Genomic DNA, 19,665 nt, shown 5'->3' on the forward strand with positions numbered 1-19,665 from the left:
TGGATAAATGGGAAAAATAGTTGATGTAACATTACGGCTTGTTGATAAAATGTCGAGTCCTTTAAGGATTGCAGGCACATATTTACAAGATAATGCAAGGCAATGGATGAAGGCTGGCAAGCAGATAGAAAGGTCAGGGAAAGCCATTGCCGGCGTGGGTGCTAATCTAACAAAAACAGTTACTGCCCCTATTGCGGGAATTGGAGTTGCTTCAGTAAAGCTGGCAGCAGACTTTGAAAAGGGAATGAGTACCGTCCAATCGATATCCGGAGCAACAGGGACAGACCTTGAAATGCTGTCGAAGAAAGCTAAGGAAATGGGCTTAAAAACAAAGTATTCAGCAAGTGAATCCGCAGAAGCATTTAAGTACATGGCTATGGCTGGCTGGAAAGCCGGGGAGATGGCAGATGGTATAGAGGGAGTAATGTACCTTGCAGGAGCTACAGGAGAAGACCTTGCAGGCACTTCCGACATCGTTACAGATGCCCTTACAGCCTTCGGTATGCAGGCAAAGGACACAAATAAATTTGTTGATGTATTAGCGCAGACGGCGAACAAATCAAATACAAGTGTGTCTATGCTGGGAGAATCCTTTAAGTATGTGGCTCCTGTAGCTGGAGCATTGAAGTTTAATGCTCAGGATGTATCTACTGCCCTTGGACTTATGGCGAATAGTGGTATAAAGGCATCATCTGCCGGTACTGCTTTAAGAAGTTTATTCACAAGGATGGCAAAGCCTACAAAAGAATCACAAACAGCGATGGACGCTCTTGGTATATCTCTAACAGACTCTAAGGGCAACATGAAATCCCTTGATACAATTATGAGGGAGACAAGAAAGAGCTTTGCAGGGCTGACCGAATCGCAGAAGGCACAGTATGCTGCGGCTCTTGCAGGTAAAACCGGAATGAGTGGATTGCTTGCAATAGTCAACTCTGCCGATAGCGATTTTAACGAGCTTTCAACGGCTATCTACAACTCAGATGGTGCTTGTAAAAAAATGTATGACACGGCAAATAACAACCTATCGGGCCAGCTTACCATATTAAAGTCAACAATTGAAGGTATAGGGATATCCTTTGGTGAGCGGTTACTGCCATATATTAAGCAAGGCACGGAATTTATACAGAGATTAGCGGATAAGTTCAACTCACCGACTAAAGCTCAGCAGGATACTATCATCAAAGTGGGACTTATAGCAGCCGCAGTAGGTCCTGCTATCTTCCTTTTTGGTAGAACGGTCATGGTTGTTGGTAAGCTTGTTAAGACAGTTGGAATGGTTGGCAATGCGTTCAAAACAGCCAAAACAGTAATGGGCTTAGTTACAGCCCCTGCAAATGCTGTGGTACTAGGCTTGGCAGCGGTAGTAGTTGCCGGAGTTCTTATATATAAAAACTGGGATAAGATAAAGGCAGCAGCCGGCAGATTGTGGAACTTTGTTAAGAATATATTTCAAAGAATTGGAATCTCAGGAGACAGTCTTAAGAAAAAACTTGCACCTATAGGGCAGAAGTTCAGCGCAATAGGGGAGCATATACAAGGATTTTGGAAGGTTGTCAGTCCTTTGCTCAGCAAGATAGGTGAAGCAGTGCATGCTGTATTCTCTGTTCTCATCGGAGCTGCCATAGGTTCTGCAATTGGATATTTTAACTCACTTTTCGACGGAATAACAACTATGATTAGCGGTCTACTAACAGCATTTGATGGGATTATAACCTTTATAACAGGAGTATTTACACTCAATTGGAGCAAGGCTTGGGAAGGTGTAAAAAACATCTTCGGCGGTATCTTTGAGGGACTAGGTGGAATGCTTAAAATGCCAATAAATGGCGTAATCTCTATGATAAATGGAGCTATTGCGGGCATAAACAGTATAAGTGTTGATATCCCTGACTGGGTGCCCGGTATCGGTGGCGAGAAGTTCGGCATCAATATCCCGCAGTTGCCTATGCTTGCACGAGGCACGGACAACTGGAAAGGTGGATTTGCTCAAATCTCTGAGAAAGGTGGCGAGATTGTAGACCTTCCTTCAGGAGCTAGAGTATATCCACACGATGAGACTGTAAGGAAAGCATACGCAGATGGTGCCAAGAGAAACGATGGTAAGTCGGTATATATCGCAAAGCTTGCAGATTCTATAGTTGTAAAAAGCGAAAGCGACATTGATAAGATAGCTGAAGCATTAGCTAAGAAAATATTTGAGACAAGCGACAATATGGGAGGGGAAGAGATTGGATATATTTATTAATTGGAATAATGAAAAAAACTCTATACTTCTCCCAGTGAATCCTGCTAGCTTTGAGATTGAAGGCGCACAGAATAACACTTCTGTATACATTCATAACAAGGGTGAAGTTAACCTTAAAGGCAAGAGAGGGCTCTATGCAATTACACTGGAGTCCTTTTTCCCTGCCACGGATTATGATTTCATAAATGGAGAATATCATCCACCTTATGAATACTACTGCAAGAAGTTAAAGAAACTGTATGAAAAAAATACTACAGTTCATTTAATCATTACGCAATCGGATATAAATATGTTCTGCACAATTGAAGCATTTAAGTATGGTGAAGCAGAGAGGAACGGCGATGTTAAATACTCGTTAGCCTTTAAGGAGTACAGAGAAACGGCAGCTAAAAAGAGAATAACCACCAAGACAAGAGAAGCAAATTACTCTTGGAAGAAAGGCGACACCTGGAGCAAGGTTGTAAAGAAGTGCACCGGTACATCTGATGGATGGAAAAAAATCAGGAACAACAACAAGGCGGTTATCAAAAAGGCTATGAGGAAGAAGGCAAAAGTAAAAGAAGTGGTGGCTCTTATTGGATATGAGGTGGTGATTAGATAATGGCTATTAAGCTTTTATGGAATAAGAAGTGGCTTGATTATACAAGCGTAGAATGGTCAGGCTCGCACAATCAAAGTTCAAGGCAGATTACCTTTTCATTGCCGGCCAACCGTTACGATAAAGGCTTTAAGAATGTAAATATCAAACTTGGTGATATCGTAAGCCTGTATGATAGTAAGACAAGGCTTTTCTTAGGAGTTATAACAGCAAGGGAAAAGTCGGCAGAGATAGGTACAGAAAGCTACACCGCAAGAGACTTCTTACATTATCTGCTTAGATCTATGGGCATGTATAAATTTAAGAATAAGACTCCTGAGCAGATTGTTAAACAAATCTGTGGCAGTGTAGGCATTAAGATAGAAAAGGTTGCTACTACAGGGGTAGTAATACCCAAGATGATATGTGAGGATATGAGCCTTTATGACATCATTGCCAAGGCATACAGAAAGGCTTTTCTTAAGACTGGCAAAAGGTATCTGCTGTCTATGAACGCTGATAAGCTGGTTGTATCTGAAAAAGGTCTAAAAAGCGGGATAACACTTAACCAGTCGCAGGATATAACCGGGGCGACCTATTCGGATACTACTGACAACATGGTTAATCTTGTAAAAATCTACAACGATAGTATGAAGCAGATAGGAGAGGTAAGGCATAAAGACAATATAGATAAGTTCGGCATTTATCAATCCACTTATCAGAAGGAAGATGGAGTAAATGCTAACACAGAGGCAGGCAAGATGCTTGTAGGTGTGACACGAGAGGTATCTGTATCAGCTATTGGTTATATTGAGGCTGTGGCAGGGAAAAGCATAGTGATAAAAGACGGTGCTACCGGATTAAAAGGGATGTTCTATATCACCAATGATAGTCATAGATTTGAAAACGGAACTCACATGATGGACTTAGACCTCGCTTGGAAGTTATTTGACGAAGAAGCTTCTGAAGACGCAGAAGAGAAGAAAGGAAAGAAGTCCAAAAAGAAAAAGGGCAGAAGAACAGCTAAGCAGAAGGTTACTCCTACATCTACCGTGTATTACCTCAAGTCCGGAAATGTGTATCATTCAAATTCATCTTGCCGTGTGCTCGAGGGGAATACTCCTAAAAAGACTATATTATCGGAATTATTGAAAGAGACACTTAAGAAAGGCAAGAATAAAGGCAAGTCAAAGTATAGAGCTTGCAAGATATGCTGCAAGACTGATTAAGGAGAGCCTATGAATGGATATGAAAAGCTAATAATGACCATAAGAAAAGAGGGGGCAAGGAACAATCCACCCTCTCTTTTTATCGGAGAAATGACATCAAAGAACGAATGTGCAATAGGTAGCTTGAGCCTTGATAAAGAGGATTTGCTATTTGCTGAGCACTTAACTAAGCGAGTGGTAAGTGAGCTTGATATAAAGGCAGACGATAAAGGAGTAAGCAAGACAGGCACAAATGATAAATGTAAGTATATTGAGCCACTTAAGAAGGGCGACAAAGTACTACTTTACAAAGTTGGTGAAGAAAAATATGTAGTAATAGAAAGGGTGGTGAGTTTGTAGTGTTCCCTTTTGACATAGACATAGAGGATGAGGAAGAAGTTATTGAGGGCGAAAGCAACCTTAATACAGATTATGAGATAGATTTTAACACCGGGAGATTGACCGGGCGAATAATTACAGGATTGGCAGCAGTAGTCCAATGGGCAAGGCTTACCTTAGCGACTGAAAGGTACTTTTATAGTCAATATAGTTGGGACTATGGAAGTGAGCTGCAGAACCTTATAGGGAAGAACCATTCAAAAGACTATATAGAAAGTGAAGTAAAAAGGATATTAAATGAAGCCTTGTTAATAAATGAGGCTATAAAGGGTATTGAGGATTTGAAATGTGATACTAACGGCGAAAAGCTCAAGACATCCTTTGGGCTGGAGACTATATACGGAAGAGGTGATATAGATGTATGAGGATAAGACCTACAATAATATTATGGCTGAAATGATGGCGGATTTCGGCGCAGATGTGCGAACAGATGAAGGCTCGCTTGCTTTCAACGCGTGTGCAAAAATTGCCGAAAAGCTGGAAGATGTCTATGGCGACATGGACGAGTTGGAGCGAAACATGTATCCGGATACTCAGGACCTGCCTCATCTGATAAGGAACGCAAAGGGTAAGATTGAGTATTTATATGCTTATCCTGCCGTGGTAAAGGGGGTATTTAAGCAGGATATCGAAATAGGAGAACAGTTTATCTGTGGCAATTATACCTATACTGTATCTGAAAAGATTGAGGAGCACACCTACAAGCTCACCTGTGATACGGATGGGGCTGAGGTGAACACCAATAAGGGCGAGCTTATCCCTGCTAACTACATTGATGACTACAAGGGTGGAGAGATTACTGAGATTATAATTCAAGGTGCAGATGATGAAGAGGAAGAAGTGTTTAGAAAGAGGCTCCTTGACACCTTTAAGAATATTCATTTTGGCGGGAATAAAGCGGATTACCGAAAGCTGCTAAACGATCGCAAGGAAGTTGGAGGTTGTAAGCCTAAGAGAAGAGCGGAGGGCAGTCCTTGGGTAGATATTGTAGTAATATCAAGTACCTTCAACACTCCGTCTGCTGAGGTCATAAAAGATATTCAAGAGTATATAGATCCTGAGGCTACGCATGGCGAAGGCGATGGGATGGCTCCGTGCTGCCATTCTGTACAGATAAAAGGGGCTGAAAGCGTAAAAATCAACATATCAGCTAAAATTGTATTTGAGGGTGGCTATTCTGCCGAAACCTCAAGAAGCCATATTGAGGAAGCTATTGAGAAGTATTTAAGTGAATTAAGGAAAGGATGGGAGGCTAACGAGTTCAACGACATGACGGTAAGGCTTTCAAGGATTGAGGCTAATATCCTTAATATTCCGGGTATTCTTGATATTGAAAACACAACTCTAAATGGTGTGCCAGGCAACACAACTTTGACATATGAAAAAATACCAGTAAAAGGTGAGGTGGTTATAAATGTTTAATGCGCCGGAGATAATTCTTGAAATCCCTGAGATATCAACCTTGTACAAGCGAAATGATAAGCAGGCAATAGAGCTTGACGAGGCTTTGAATGCCTTCGATGATAATACAAGTTTTGATCAAATGAGGGAATCAGGGATAAAAAGGTGGGAAAAGATATTTAACATCATTCCCTTAGATGATGATACCCTCGAAGAAAGGCGGCTTAGGGTACACGCAAAAAGCCTTGAAAAGGCTCCGTATTCCCGAAGGATTGTTAAAAGAAGAATAAGTAACTTCTGTGAAGAGGGCTGTAGAGTGTCCTTTTCGGATGATAGGCTGTCGGTAGATGTAAAGATAGGACTTAAGTCGAGGAGGATGCAAAAAACGGTTGAGAGCTTTTTAGAGGATGCCTTGCCCCTTAATATGACTTATGTGGTAAGTGTTCTTTTCAATCAGTATTTTAAGTTTGGCCATTTGAAGTATAAGGATGTAAAGGTGTATAAGTGCAGTGAATTAAGAGAAAGGATATTTGAATAATGAGGAGAAGCACAAATTTACAGTTGAAGCTTCCTGAAGGAGACGACTTTTTCAATATCGAAGACTTCAACGAAAACTCGGAGATAATCGATCGTAAGCTGACTGAGTTCAATAATAAGCTGCCTGAGTTAGCCGTAAACTCTGAACAGATAAAGGAAGAGCTTAAAACACAAGCAGAGCAGTTGTTGATTAAGCAGAAAGAAGATGTTGCCAAGCAGATGGCAGAGGTAAAAAAAGAGGTTGCAAAGGCCATCAAGGACATAGCCGACAGCAAGGGAGCGTCTACAACAACCTTCAATGCTGACGGCTCAATAACAACCGAGACCAGCCTTGAAGTAATTACTACAACCTTCAATAAGGCTGATAAGTCAATCCTTGAAAAACACGCATATAAGAACGGAACAAGCAAGACCTTAAAGATTGTTTTTGAAAGTAAATCTATAAGAACAACGGAGGTGGGATAATATGAGTTGGGCAGAAGTATCAAAAGTTAATGGAGATTTCCTTAATGCATCCTTGGATATAAAGATGCATCTAACGGACTACAAGATGCATGGGAAGAAGTCCTATGTATTCCAAATCAAGGACTTGCTACATGGGATATACGAATGTACGTATATTTCCATGAACGACCAAGACATCAACGGAGAGGCTCTTGAGTATTTGCTGAAGAATAATAAGCACGCAGGGGAAACGTTAACGCAAATATTTGACCTTGGGAGAAAAGACGAATTCAAAACATTGCGGACGATGCAGGCAGTAGCCTCTTCAAGTACAGCGATGCAGGCAGTATTGGCTTCAAGTACAGCGATGCAGGCAGTATTGGCTTCAAGTACAGCGATGCAGGCAGTATTGGCTTCAAGTACAGCGATGCAGGCAGTATTGGCTTCAAGTACAGCGATGCAGGCAGTAGCCTCTTCAAGTACAGCGATAACAGAAATATTTAAGTCCAGTGAATACATTGAGAAAATGCTTACTATAATGGGAAAATCTAAAGTAGCTCTAAATACATTTAAGAGTTCCGAAACCATTATGATTAAATTTAATAAATTATCAGATGTATTAAGGGCTAAGTTTGCGGATGAAGTCGAGAAAAGAAATATTAATCATGAATATTATACAAGCGGGCATATAATTCAGACCCCAACATTACTTTGTGAATATACAAATGGTGCGGGGTACACTGGTGGCGGAGCTGGCGCCATAGGTAAAAGCACAATAACATTAGTTGGCGAGAGTGCTCAACTAAACATATCTGTTAAGAATAAATTTATAACTGATTTTGATTACAATAGAGACAGTTTAGTGTCAAATAACTTTGGTTACCCACAATATTGTAAAAATGTATCAATCATATGCGCCTAATAGTAAGGAGGAAAGCAATGAAAGGATTTATAGACGAATTTAATGAGCGGACAGACAGCATGAACGCTCAAATTAATGAGCTAGAAGCTCAGCTAAGCGAAAAAAATAAGACAATAGAAGAGCTTAAAGAGGAGTTGAATAGAAAAGATGAGGAGAATAAGAGGGCAATATCAAGCCTATCGGAGGAGAATCAGGCGCTTAAGACACATCTTAATTCGACGGCGCTTGCGCTCGCCGAATTTTATGAAGCTACTATGGCAAATAATGCATGACATATGCGTTATTATAAAAATTTTTATGAAGGGAGGTGGCGACATGGTAGACTTTTATACATTTCTTGTTGTATCAGAGCTTAAAAAGTTTAAAGATGTATTGTCATTTTTAAAGCCAAAAGTAAAGGCTAGACTTGAAGAGCTTGGGCATCCTGAACTTGCAACAGAAGAAGAACCAAAGGGCAATGCCTAAATAGGCAGTAGTCTATATCCCATATCGCTTAAGGTGATATGGGATATTTTTATTAAAAAGTGGAGGTGTTAAATGGAATTAAATGTTATAAAAGCGGTGATAGGGATATTAGGAGCTTCCATCGCTTCACTATTTGGAGGATGGGATACGGCAATGGTGACATTACTTATATTTATGGCGATTGACTACATTAGCGGTCTTATAGTGGCAGCAGTATTCAAGAAAAGCCCTAAGACAGAAACAGGTGCCTTGGAGAGTAGGGCGGGGTTTAAGGGGTTATTCAGAAAAGGTATGACACTTTTAATCGTGCTAATCGCTTGCAGAATGGATTTAGTAATGCACACAAATTTTATCAGGGATGCTGTCGTAATTGCATATATAGTCAATGAAAGTATTTCAATTATAGAAAACGCAGGGCTTATGGGCATACCTGTACCAAAAGCAATTATAAAAGCTATAGACATATTAAAGAGAAAAGAAGATGAAAAGGAAACTAACAAGAAGGAGGGCGAATAGATGGTTATTATAGGTTCAGCAAGAATAGATGAGCGTGGGAATGCCAGCAAGGGCAAAGCTGGCGACCAAACCTGTAAAGAGGTAGCCACAGAGCCTTACTATAAGCATAGGCTAGGCTGGCATTTGCTGCGTCCTAAAGATGCAGCAGTTGCAAGAAAGATAGGTCTTGCGATGGTTGAGGCTTGCCTTAACAACAATATCGGCTACGACCAGTCCGAACGCTACGGAGTGATTAATTGCCTTAAGAAGTACGGAAGAATCGCAAAAATCAACGAGCCTACAGAGGCAGACTGTAGCTCACTTGTAAGAGCTTGTTGCATTCAGGCAGGAATACAGATGGGTGATTTCAATACTTCAAGCGAAGTATCTGTCCTTGAAAAGACAGGAGCCTTCCAAAAGGCTGTAACTGTAACTAACGACACTAAGCTTTGTGCGGGCGATGTGCTTGTAACAAGAGCCAAGGGGCATACCGTAATTGTAACCGAAGGCTATCCAAGAGAGGATGGAAAGTCTACTGCTAAGCCCACCACTAAGCCATCAGTAAAGCCAAAGCCTAATAAGGCAGGCAGAAAGAGCCTTGAAGATGTGGCTAGAGAGGTAATCGCTGGCAAGTGGGGCAATAACCCCGAAAGAAAAGATAAACTTATTAAGGCTGGCTATGCGCCTGCGGAGGTGCAGGCGGTAGTGAATAAGCTTCTCAAATGATGTTTTAGGTCAGATACAGGTAATAACACTTGTATCTGGCCACTAAAGCTAGAAAAGACCTCGAAGAAGGCAACCAGTAGATGCTGGCTGCCTTTAGGCATGATGTGGAACACTATATATAGACAGACTAAAATCAGCATAAAAAAATAATATATCATTTTCATATCATTTTTTTATCAGAAACGCAGTAAATAGGCTGTTTAGCAAGTGTTTTCGGAATGACTTTTAATCAAGGTGTCGGGGGTTCGATTCCCCCATGTCTCAGAAGATAAAAATGGCTTAAACTCGGTAGTTTCAAGGGTTTGAGCCTTTTTCTTATTTTTGATTTTTGCCCTGATTTTGACGATTTTGCCGAAAATAAATGCATCATTTTCATATCAATATATCATTTTCGTATCATGACAGGTATAAAAAAATAATATCTTAACCACTATATCTTGTGGTGACAATATTTAATAATGCGTTAGACTTATAAACCAGTTTTATATCATATTAAAAATTTAAGTTTGGTAAAATTTCAAAAAATTAGTTATGTATTTTGTTTTCCTCACAAAATGTCCTGACAAATTTCTTTATCTCAGTTGTTGGCGTTGTACCAATGTCCTTACAAATCTGCTTAAACTCTTCTAATTCATCAGGACGAAAGTCGAGAGAAAAGCGTACATATTTCGAACGCAAATGTTTGAGCTGTGAATCATACTTCTTCTTGTCGTCCATGTATTCTCCTATTCCGGGCAAACTATACCCATCAATTTCTCAATCATACAATGTAAGAGCCTGCTTCTTTCAGTATCAGCAGCCTTATAAAACATTTCTTTACCACTTCTTCTGCTTGTAATAAGTCCACCTGCTTTTAACTGCTTCAAATGATGAGAAACTGCAGGACTAGACATATTTACCATTGCACTGATGTTAAGCACACAGTCTTCACAGTGGCATAAAAGCCAGAATATTCTAAGTCTGCTGCCATCTCCAAGCTGCTTAAAAACTTCAGCAGTTAAATTGAAATCATCTATAACTGCAAGACGGGATATTGCGTCTTCATGCTGTTTATTGTTGTGATGGTCATGAGGTAAATGTAACATATATTGTCTCACAAAAGTTGTTATTAAATAATGTTATGATATAAGTATCATTTGTGTTTGACACTCATATCAATTTATAGAAGTATAGCATATTGAGATAAAATCTACAAATGCTTTTGACACCCACATCAATATATAGAATTATATAAAAAGATTACTATTGTAACTTTAATCTTAAAAAAATATCATTATAATAATGTAAAGATATTGTTGATTGAAAATGCCCAACAGTGTTTTAGTCAATTAAATTTGTAACGCTTATTAAAATATAAAATGGAGAATTGGTATGGAAGAGAAAAAGATTGTAGTGGTGGGGCATGTATCGCTTGATCTTACACCAAAGTTCAATATGAGGACTAAAGTAAGTTCAATAGGCAGTGTAATAAAAGCAGGTAAATTGGTAAATGTAGGTCAAGTGGCTATTGCACCTGGAGGCTGTGTTACCAATACAGGACTGGCTCTTAAAAAATTTGGTGTGGATGTTAAACTTATTGCAAAAGTTGGTAGTGATGAATTTGCAGAAATTTTATACGAGAAATATAGACAACAAGGTGTTGAACCAAATTTTATAGTAAGTGGGGAAGATACCACATCATATACAATAGTTTTAGCACTCAATGGATGTGATAGGGCATTTCTCCATGATAGCGCGGCTAATGACAGCTTTTGTGAAGAAGATATAGACTATGAAGTAGTAAAGAACTCGGACTATTTTCATTTTGGATACCCTACCTTAATGAAAGAATTTTTTAGGGAAGATAAAGATGAACTAAGAAAGATGTTTCAGAAGGTGAAGGATTTTGGACTTATAACAAGTCTAGATGTAACAACAATAGATCCAGACAGTGAGCAGGCAGACATTGACTGGAATCAAAGGCTATCTGAGGTTTTGCCTTATGTAGATTTTTTTGTACCAAGTGTTGAAGAGCTTTGTTTTATGTTAGATAAGAATAAATATTACGAGATCCAAAATAGAGCAAGTGATGATGTCTGTATGCATTTATCACTATCAGAAGATATTGTTCCTATGGCAGAAAAAGTGATAACTCTCGGTTGTAAAGGTGTACTCATAAAATGCGGTGCAGCAGGAATGTATCTCATGACATCAGACAGCATAAGAATGAAAGAACTCGATGGTAAAATAAGCATAGAAGAATGGTCAAACAAGAGAATATTTCAAAATAGCTATACACCAGATAGAATATTGTCTGGTACAGGAGCAGGGGATACGTCAATAGCGGCATTTATATATGGGATATGCAAAGGAATGACACCTGAAGATACTTTAAGGATAGCTGCGGGTACTGGTGCATCATGTATAACAGAATATGATACTTTGTCGGGATTGCTACCGATAAGTATACTTAAAAATAAGATACAAAACGGTTGGAAGGAACAAAATTTTATTCATAAATAAGGAGGAGTTTATGTTAGTTACGTTAAAATCAGTTTTAGGTATTGCGGAAGCAGAAAATATCGCAATAGGAGCATTTAATCTTACCACACTGGAAGGAATTAGGGCGGTTATAGAGGCTGCTGAGGAACTCAAACAACCTGTAATCTTACAGTTTGCAAATGCAGCACATAAGGAGTATGTATCTCTTGAAAATATTGCACCAGCCATGTTAGCACTTGGGGATAAAGCAAGTGTTCCAGTTTGTGTACATCTTGACCATGGTGCAGACTTTGAAGAAGTTAAAAGAGCATTGGATTTAGGTTTTACAAGCGTCATGTATGATGGTTCTGCTCTTCCTTATGAAATTAATGCTGCTAATACAAGGACTGTGGTTGATTTGGCAAGTCAGTACTCAGCTTCAGTTGAGGCTGAAATTGGTTCAATGGGTGCAGAAATAAGTGAAGATGGTGGTGAGGCAGATGAGAGCTGTTATACTGATCCCGTTATAGCTGCAAAATTTGTAGCAGAAACTGGGATTGATGCACTTGCCTGCTCTTTTGGTACTGTACACGGAATCTATAAGAGTGCGCCAAAACTAGATATAGATAGAATAGCTAGAATTCGTAAGGTAACTGGAGTTCCTGTTGTCATGCATGGTGGTTCAGGCATTAGCGATGAGGATTTTAGAAAATGCATTGAAAATGGAGTTAGAAAGATTAATTTTTATACATATGCGGCAAAATATGCAGGAGAGTATGTAAAGAAAAAGCTAGAAGAAAGTTCAGGATATGTATTTTATCATGACGTGGCTGTATGGGGGTTAGAATCAATGAAAAAGACATATATTGATACAATCAAGATATTTGCAAATTTGAAGTAAAATGACAAATGTAATAAAAAATGATTACAAAAAACAGGTGTATCGAAATTAAAAAACAGGTATTATATACCTAGAACTAAAAAATAATATGGATCTGAAGAGGAGAAGATTTATGAAAAGAAAAATTCTAGCACTTATTTTAGCAGCAACTATGGTTGGTTCACTTACTGCTTGTGGAAGCGGTAATGCAAGTAGTGGAAGTACTACAAAAAGTGGAAGTGCAGCAAGTACCACTGCAAGTAAAACAGGAAGTACTCAGGCAAGTAGTAAAACAAGTACAACAGGTAAACATTATAAATTTGGTTATACTTGTATGGATGGAACCAATCCATTTTTTGTTACGATTCAGGATAAGATGAAAGAGCTAATTACAGCAAAGGGGGATGAACTGGTAACAACAGATCCTGGAAATGATGTTACAAAGCAGATTTCACAGGTTGAAGATATGCTTTCACAAAATCTTGATGGCTTATTTATGAATCCGGTAGATGCACAGGGAATTATTCCTGCACTTGATCAGGCTAAGGCGGCCAATGTTCCAATGGTAGGCTTTGACACACAGGTTGGTGATATGTCATACCTCGTGTCATATACAGGTTCAAATAACTACAATGCAGGAAAGGTCGTTGGTGAGGATTTAGTTAAGAAGTGCCCAAAGGGTGGTAAGATTATAGTTCTTGATTCTCCTACAATGCAGTCGGTAGTTGATAGAACTAATGGTTTCTTAGATGCGATTAAAGATCATGGTTTCGAAATCGTTGCACAGCAGGATGCAAAGGGTAACTTACAGGTTGCCATGGGTATTGCAGAAGACTTACTCCAAGCACATAGTGATGTAGTTGCTATTTTCGGAGGAAATGATCCTACAGCTCTTGGAGCTCTTGCAGCAGCTAATGCAGCAGGTATCAAGAAGGGTAAATGCTTCATTTATGGTATCGATGGCTCTCCTGATATCAAGAAAGAACTTGCTTCTGGAACATCACTTATAGAAGGAACAGGTGCCCAGTCTCCAGTGGCAATTGCAGAAAAGGCAGTTGAGATTATGTATAATCATGTGGAAGGAAAGGCTGTAGATAAAGAATATCCGGTAGATACCTTCCTTATTACTGCAGATAATGTAAAAGACTATGGCACAGATGGTTGGCAGTAAATTTTAACAATAATAAATTGTATTAGGAAGCAAAGGTGCTTTCTTCGTCCGGAGGGAAGGAGTTAGCACCTTTTTTACAAACTATTAAAGTTTTTATATCTGTATGTAGATGCCAAAGGAGTTTGGTGCCTATATGAAAAAAATGGATTATTTGGTTTTGGAAGAACCATGAAGATTTCATGTAAATTTATAGAGTAAGGGGATGATTAGTTGAGCGATAATATTATTCTTAGAATGAAAAACATTAATAAACGCTTTCCCGGAGTGTATGCATTAAAAAATGTTAACTTTGAGTTAAAGAGTGGAGAAGTACATGCCTTACTTGGTGAAAATGGAGCCGGTAAATCTACCTTGATTAAGGTACTTGGCGGTATATATCATGCTGAAGAGGGTGATATTGAGATTGAAGGCAAGAATGTAAGCATAGCAAGTGTTCAAGATGCGGAGCAGAATGGAATTGCTATTATTCACCAAGAACTGGTATTGGTGCCACATATGAGTGTAGCCGAAAACATTTATCTGGGACGTGAGGTTGGAAGTGGTATATTTGTAAATAGATCAGAAATGACTAAAAATGCACAGAAGATTTTAGATGATTTGGGAATGGATATAGATGCAAGAAGTCTAATTAAGGATCTTCCTATAGCCAAGCAACAGATGGTGGAAATAACCAAAGCAGTATCAGTAAATTCTAAGATATTGGTAATGGATGAGCCAACTTCTTCTATAAGTGACAAGGAAGTAGAAAACCTATTTAAGATAATGAGAGATTTGACTAAAAAAGGAGTTGGAATAGTTTATATATCACATAAAATGAGTGAACTTGATGAGATATGTGATAGAGTTACAGTCATGCGTGACGGTGAATATGTTGGTACTAAGAATGTAAAGGAAACAGCTAAAGACGAGCTTATAGCAATGATGGTTGGAAGAACTCTGACTAATTATTATGTAAGAGACTATGGCACGCCAGGAGAAGAAATACTAAAGGTAGTTGGGCTTTCTGATGGAGACAAGGTAAACGGTGTCGATTTTAATATAAGAAAAGGTGAGATTGTTGGATTTGCGGGACTTGTAGGAGCCGGAAGAAGTGAAACAATGCAGGCTATTTTTGGTCTCACACAAAATGTGACGGGTGAAATATATATACAAGGAAATAAAGTAGAAATAAATAATCCTGAAGATGCCATTAAATATGGGCTTGCGCTGGTTCCAGAGAGCCGTAAGGAGCAGGGATTATACCTTGTACAAAGTGTTAAATATAATACTACAATTGAGGTACTTAAGGAGTTTATAGGCAAGTTTAGGGTTAATGACAAAAGAGAAACTGAAATTACTCAGAAATATATAGATCTTATGTCTACCAAGACTCCATCGCAGGCACAGGAAATAGGAAATCTTTCTGGTGGAAATCAACAGAAGGTGATGATAGGAAGGTGGCTTGCTACAAAGCCTAAGGTGCTGATATTGGATGAACCGACAAGAGGAATTGATGTAGGAGCTAAATCAGAAATATACGCGATAATGAATAATCTCGTAAAAACGGGAGTTTCTATTATAATGATTTCATCGGAATTGCCTGAAATTATTAATATGAGTGACAGGGTATATGTAATGGCAGGTGGAGTAGTAAGAGGATGCATAAGCAGGGAAGAAATATCTCAGGAAAGTATCATGCATCTTGCAGCAATCTAAAAACAGAGGTGAATAAGATGGAAGATAAAAAAATTGTTACAGCCAACAGTAAAGCGGTATCTGCTAACCAGGTAGCCGTATTCTTTAAGGAGAATATGGGAATAATGGTGGCTTTGGTAATTCTATGCATATTCCTTTCTATTTTTCCAGGAACAAGCGGAACTTTTCCAACTGTGAAAAATATGCTAAATGTATTAAGGCAGATTTCTACCAATATGCTCTTAGCGTGTGGAATGACAATGGTTATTATACTGGGTGGCATTGATTTGTCAGTTGGTTCGGTTATTGCACTTACGGGTGTTATTTCTGCAGGATTGGTATCAAGAAATGGAATGAGTATACCGGTAGCCCTGCTTGTTGGTGTTGTTATTGGAGTTGTTTCAGGAGCATTTAATGGTCTTGTTATTTCAAAAACTACTATACCACCATTTATAGTAACCCTTGCAACAATGAATATAGCAAGAGGTCTGGCAGGAGTATACACAGGTGGTTCTCCAGTGAGAGTCGTATCCAAGGAATGGCAGTGGCTAGGTGCAGGCTATATTGCAAGTATTCCTGTTCCTGTTATAATAATGGTAATAGTCTTTATACTATCAATACTTATTATGAATAAAACCAAAATGGGAAGACATATATATGCAGTAGGTGGGAATCCATTGGCAGCAAGATTTTCGGGAATCAATGTATCAAAAGTAAAATTTTTTGTATATGCTTATTCCGGAATAATGGCGAGCCTTGCAGGTATCATTCTTGCTTCACGTATGTACTCCGGACAGCCTACAGCGGGTGACGGTGCAGAAATGGATGCAATTGCAGCAGTTGTAGTTGGTGGAACGTCTATGTCAGGTGGTTCGGGTAAATTAGGAGGTACCTTGATTGGTGCGCTGATTATAGGTATACTTAGTAATGGACTCAACCTTATGAATGTCAATTCTTTTTGGCAAACTGTAGTAAAGGGTGTAGTTATACTTCTTGCAGTATTTTTAGACTATATCCGTACACTTAAAAAGAATAAATAAATATAAAAGGGGTGGGGATGACTCACCCCTTATTTTAGAGGTAAAATGATAAACAACGTAAGAACATACCTTAAAGATTGGATAATTCCTATTATTTCGGGAGCTATTCTTTTTTCGGTGTTAATTGGGCTAAAAATAACGTATAATAGTATTCATAAGCATGTACCGAGAGTTTTTGGTGCTACCTATATGACTATGAATAATCCCTATTTTTCCGTGCTTAATGAAAGCCTTAGGGAGGTAATTGAAGCAAATGGAGATATATTGCTTACAAGAGACCCTGCACAAAGTCAGGATAGACAGAATCAACAAATACTTGAAATGATAGATGAGGGCATTGAAGTATTGTTTGCCAACCCTGTAGATTCTAAGACCATAGAGCCTGCGCTTGAGGCATGTAAGAAGGCTAAAGTTGCAGTATTTGTTGTAGATACCGAGGTTCAGGATACAGATAATGTTGTTTCGGTTATTCAGTCTGATAATTACAAAGCGGGTGAACTAGTGGCAGAAGACATGATGAAAAGGCTTCCGCAAGGCGCTAATATTGTGCTTTTATCCCATTATAGTGTACAATCTACTCAGGTAAGAAGAGAGGGTTTTTTAGACAAGATAAAAGGACATACTGAGTACAAAATAGTAGCAAATTCGTATAATAGTTCAGAAATAGAAGTTGCAAATATGGAGATGGATAAGATTATTAAATCGGGAGTTAAGATTGATGTTGTTTTTGGAAATAATGATCCAACAGCTGTTGGGGCGCTTGCAGCTCTTGAGGTAAATAAGCTGACAGAAAAAGGGATAATGGTATATGGAGTTGATGGTTCGCCTTATGCCAAACAGTTAATATCAAAAGGATATATGGTTGGTACTGCAGCACAGCATCCTATAATCATGGGAAGAACTGCAGCAGATACAGCGTATAAATATCTAAAAAATAAAAAAGTTGAAAAAAATATTACTATAGATGTTGATATGGTAACTAAAGAAAATATGGATAAAACCAATATAAATGAATGGCAATAGATATGGAAAATGAACTTCTTAGTATTAAAACAAACAAGATTCTTATCTTTATGTATTTTATATGCTTTTCTACAGCAATCTGGATTTCCCAGTTTGTATGCCTAAGTATAGCCAAGGTAACACTTAACTTTGGTGCAAGGGAATTTATTGCTGAGATAAGTGGACTACCAGGCAATGCTGAGGTTTTGGCACAAAAAACTATTTTTTACATGCTAATGTTTGGAGTTACATTTGGGCTTAGGACCTATTTTGGTAAAAAAGTAAAAAAAATAATAACGATTACTCTTGTTGTAGATTATTTAATAGCATTTCGTATTATTATTTTATTAAACTTTAATTATAATGGGGTTTTGTTATGGGTATTTACAAACTTCCTTGCACATCTTATAAAGAGCCGCTTCTCAGGATTATACATTGGAGGAGGGGTAATCAGCTATGTAATTACAGATAAAAACCTTGCATCTATGTGGCTAAAGAATTATAATATTGCAGATTATATTTCGGTATATTCTAAGGATGAGCAGAGCTACTTCTATCTCACTTATAATATACTAAACATTATGACAATAATTGCATTTTTTGCATGCTGCCTTTTTATTATAATGAAAAAGGATGAAACAATAAAGAAAACAAAGGATTTATACGAGCAGTTATCACTTGCCAATAGCAATCTTATCAAAGTTAATAAAGAACTTGAATGCATGGTTGAAGAAAATGAAAAATTGGCAGAAATAAGAGAAAGAAACCGTATAGCTAGGGAAATTCATGATACCATGGGGCACACTTTAACAGGAATAATTGCTGGAATAGACGCTTGTATAGCACTTGCAAAAGACTCGCCTGAAATCTTAAGAGAGCAACTAAAATTGATTTCAGAGATTAGCCGTAAAGGAGTTGAAGATATTAGGGCTTCAGTAAGTTCTCTAAGACCTGATACTTTAGAGAGGCTGAATCTAAACCAAGCCCTGTACAACCTCATTGAAAATACAAGAAAGGTTATGGGGGTTGAGGTAGATTATTATTGCAATGAAAAAGAGCTGAAATTAGACGAGGATGAAGAAAATGCAATCTATAGAATTGTACAGGAATGCATTACCAATGCGATAAGGCATGGAATGGCTACGAAAATAACGGTTTTACTTGAAAAAAGACAGTTTGAAATATATTTGAAAATATCAGATAATGGTATAGGTTGCGCTGAAATTAAAGAAGGCTTTGGAACAAGACATATGAAAGAAAGAGTAGAAATGTTGAATGGAACTGTTAACTTTGCCAATAAGGATGGCTTTGTGGTAGAGGCAGTGGTTCCAATAAGATGGGGGAAAGAATATGATTAAAGTATTGGTAGCGGATGATCAGGAAATGATTAGAGAAAGCCTTAAAATTGTATTAAACAGTAAAGAAGATTTTGAGGTTACAGATGCAGTAGCAAATGGACTTGAGGTCATTCAGAGTATAAGAAAAAATAAACCGGACGTTATACTTATGGATATCAGAATGCCCAAGGTTGACGGGGTTCAGTGTACTCAGATGGTAAAGGAGGGATATCCGGATATAAAAATTATTATACTTACAACTTTTGATGATGATGAATATGTTTATAATGCCCTGAGATTTGGTGCGAGCGGCTATTTGCTAAAGGGAGTAAGCATGGAAGGACTACAGGAGGCCATAAGGGCGGCATATCAGGGACAGTCAATGATTAATCCTGATGTTGCTACAAAGGTATTGAAATTTTTTTCAGATATGGCTAAGGATGAATCGCTAATAAAAATCGAAGACTTTCAGGTCAAAGATATAACCACAGGTGAGTGGAAAATAATAGACGAGGTGGCAAAGGGAAAATCAAATAAAGAGATTTCAGAAACACTTGCTTTGTCAGAGGGAACAGTAAGAAATTATCTGTCAGTTATTCTTGAAAAGCTGTCTTTAAGAGACAGAACTCAGCTTGCGATTTGGGCGATACAGTCACATAGAAGCCATTAAGATAGGAGA

General features: G+C 38.3%; 23 protein-coding genes. 21 read left to right on the plus strand and 2 right to left on the minus strand.

Translation table 11 applies throughout. The features are described from left to right. The first annotated feature begins 7 nt into the window (after positions 1-7). The 13 genes from JJN12_RS12945 (at position 8) to JJN12_RS13005 (ending at position 9,422) form a co-directional block, all read left to right on the plus strand. Complete coding sequence (locus JJN12_RS12945) at positions 8-2,248, plus strand: phage tail tape measure protein (RefSeq protein ID WP_208430070.1); 2,241 nt, start codon at positions 8-10, stop codon at positions 2,246-2,248. Further along, positions 2,232-2,849 (plus strand): hypothetical protein, encoded by a 618-nt coding sequence (locus JJN12_RS12950; RefSeq protein WP_208430071.1) that lies wholly within the window; start codon positions 2,232-2,234, stop codon positions 2,847-2,849. Before JJN12_RS12945 ends, JJN12_RS12950 begins: the two co-directional genes overlap by 17 nt. After that, positions 2,849-4,054: an XkdQ/YqbQ family protein gene (locus JJN12_RS12955; RefSeq protein ID WP_208430072.1), complete on the plus strand. Its 1,206-nt coding sequence runs from the start codon at positions 2,849-2,851 to the stop codon at positions 4,052-4,054. The genes JJN12_RS12950 and JJN12_RS12955 overlap by 1 nt, the downstream gene beginning before the upstream one ends. 9 nt (positions 4,055-4,063) lie before the next feature. Then, positions 4,064-4,393 carry a DUF2577 family protein gene (locus JJN12_RS12960; RefSeq protein ID WP_208430073.1) on the plus strand — a complete coding sequence of 110 codons (330 nt, stop codon included), beginning with the start codon at positions 4,064-4,066 and terminating at the stop codon, positions 4,391-4,393. Beyond that, positions 4,393-4,797, plus strand: coding sequence for a DUF2634 domain-containing protein (locus JJN12_RS12965; RefSeq protein ID WP_208430074.1), 405 nt, complete (start codon positions 4,393-4,395; stop codon positions 4,795-4,797). Before JJN12_RS12960 ends, JJN12_RS12965 begins: the two co-directional genes overlap by 1 nt. Then, positions 4,790-5,854 carry a baseplate J/gp47 family protein gene (locus tag JJN12_RS12970; RefSeq protein ID WP_208430075.1) on the plus strand — a complete coding sequence of 355 codons (1,065 nt, stop codon included), beginning with the start codon at positions 4,790-4,792 and terminating at the stop codon, positions 5,852-5,854. Before JJN12_RS12965 ends, JJN12_RS12970 begins: the two co-directional genes overlap by 8 nt. Continuing rightward, positions 5,847-6,371 carry a putative phage tail protein gene (locus JJN12_RS12975; protein ID WP_208430076.1) on the plus strand — a complete coding sequence of 175 codons (525 nt, stop codon included), beginning with the start codon at positions 5,847-5,849 and terminating at the stop codon, positions 6,369-6,371. Before JJN12_RS12970 ends, JJN12_RS12975 begins: the two co-directional genes overlap by 8 nt. Continuing rightward, on the plus strand, positions 6,371-6,835 hold the full coding sequence (locus tag JJN12_RS12980; RefSeq protein WP_208430077.1) for a hypothetical protein: 465 nt from the start codon (positions 6,371-6,373) through the stop codon (positions 6,833-6,835). Before JJN12_RS12975 ends, JJN12_RS12980 begins: the two co-directional genes overlap by 1 nt. A 1-nt stretch (position 6,836) precedes the next feature. Continuing rightward, entirely contained in the window at positions 6,837-7,736 is a 900-nt protein-coding gene (locus JJN12_RS12985; RefSeq protein WP_208430078.1) for a hypothetical protein, read from the plus strand. Between the two features lie 17 nt (positions 7,737-7,753). Next, a complete protein-coding gene (locus tag JJN12_RS12990) occupies positions 7,754-8,008 on the plus strand; it encodes a hypothetical protein (protein ID WP_208430079.1) in 255 nt (84 codons plus the stop codon). Positions 8,009-8,051: 43 nt separating this feature from the next. Further along, entirely contained in the window at positions 8,052-8,201 is a 150-nt protein-coding gene (locus JJN12_RS12995; protein ID WP_208430080.1) for a hypothetical protein, read from the plus strand. A 72-nt stretch (positions 8,202-8,273) separates the two neighbouring features. Then, the gene (locus tag JJN12_RS13000; protein WP_208430081.1) at positions 8,274-8,717 is read left to right on the plus strand and encodes a phage holin family protein; all 444 of its coding nucleotides are present in this window, start codon (positions 8,274-8,276) and stop codon (positions 8,715-8,717) included. Further along, positions 8,718-9,422, plus strand: a complete 705-nt coding sequence (locus JJN12_RS13005) for an endolysin-like domain-containing protein (RefSeq protein ID WP_208430082.1) — start codon at positions 8,718-8,720, stop codon at positions 9,420-9,422. Positions 9,423-9,947: 525 nt separating this feature from the next. Here the strand turns inward: JJN12_RS13005 and JJN12_RS13010 are convergent. Both JJN12_RS13010 and JJN12_RS13015 read right to left on the minus strand, forming a co-directional pair. Beyond that, complete coding sequence (locus JJN12_RS13010) at positions 9,948-10,139, minus strand: hypothetical protein (protein ID WP_208430083.1); 192 nt, start codon at positions 10,137-10,139, stop codon at positions 9,948-9,950. Between the two features lie 8 nt (positions 10,140-10,147). Continuing rightward, positions 10,148-10,507: an ArsR/SmtB family transcription factor gene (locus JJN12_RS13015; RefSeq protein ID WP_208430084.1), complete on the minus strand. Its 360-nt coding sequence runs from the start codon at positions 10,505-10,507 to the stop codon at positions 10,148-10,150. Between the two features lie 286 nt (positions 10,508-10,793). On the opposite strand from JJN12_RS13015, the gene JJN12_RS13020 reads away from it, so the two are divergent. From JJN12_RS13020 to JJN12_RS13055, 8 genes are all read left to right on the plus strand, one after another. Next, positions 10,794-11,924, plus strand: coding sequence for a carbohydrate kinase family protein (locus JJN12_RS13020; RefSeq protein ID WP_208430085.1), 1,131 nt, complete (start codon positions 10,794-10,796; stop codon positions 11,922-11,924). A 10-nt stretch (positions 11,925-11,934) separates the two neighbouring features. Continuing rightward, on the plus strand, positions 11,935-12,783 hold the full coding sequence (locus JJN12_RS13025; protein WP_208430086.1) for a class II fructose-bisphosphate aldolase: 849 nt from the start codon (positions 11,935-11,937) through the stop codon (positions 12,781-12,783). 112 nt (positions 12,784-12,895) lie between these two features. Then, entirely contained in the window at positions 12,896-13,933 is a 1,038-nt protein-coding gene (locus JJN12_RS13030; protein ID WP_208430087.1) for a sugar ABC transporter substrate-binding protein, read from the plus strand. A 210-nt stretch (positions 13,934-14,143) separates the two neighbouring features. Further along, positions 14,144-15,628: a sugar ABC transporter ATP-binding protein gene (locus JJN12_RS13035; RefSeq protein WP_208430088.1), complete on the plus strand. Its 1,485-nt coding sequence runs from the start codon at positions 14,144-14,146 to the stop codon at positions 15,626-15,628. 95 nt (positions 15,629-15,723) lie between these two features. Continuing rightward, complete coding sequence (locus JJN12_RS13040) at positions 15,724-16,647, plus strand: ABC transporter permease (RefSeq protein WP_236013943.1); 924 nt, start codon at positions 15,724-15,726, stop codon at positions 16,645-16,647. A 45-nt stretch (positions 16,648-16,692) separates the two neighbouring features. Beyond that, complete coding sequence (locus JJN12_RS13045) at positions 16,693-17,670, plus strand: sugar ABC transporter substrate-binding protein (protein WP_208430090.1); 978 nt, start codon at positions 16,693-16,695, stop codon at positions 17,668-17,670. Positions 17,671-17,672: 2 nt separating this feature from the next. After that, complete coding sequence (locus JJN12_RS13050; RefSeq protein WP_208430091.1) at positions 17,673-19,007, plus strand: sensor histidine kinase; 1,335 nt, start codon at positions 17,673-17,675, stop codon at positions 19,005-19,007. After that, positions 19,000-19,656, plus strand: a complete 657-nt coding sequence (locus JJN12_RS13055) for a response regulator transcription factor (protein WP_208430092.1) — start codon at positions 19,000-19,002, stop codon at positions 19,654-19,656. The genes JJN12_RS13050 and JJN12_RS13055 overlap by 8 nt, the downstream gene beginning before the upstream one ends. The last annotated feature ends 9 nt before the right edge of the window (positions 19,657-19,665 follow it).

Origin of the sequence: Catonella massiliensis (assembly GCF_016651435.1) — a bacterium.
Classification (GTDB): domain Bacteria; phylum Bacillota; class Clostridia; order Lachnospirales; family Lachnospiraceae; genus Catonella; species Catonella massiliensis.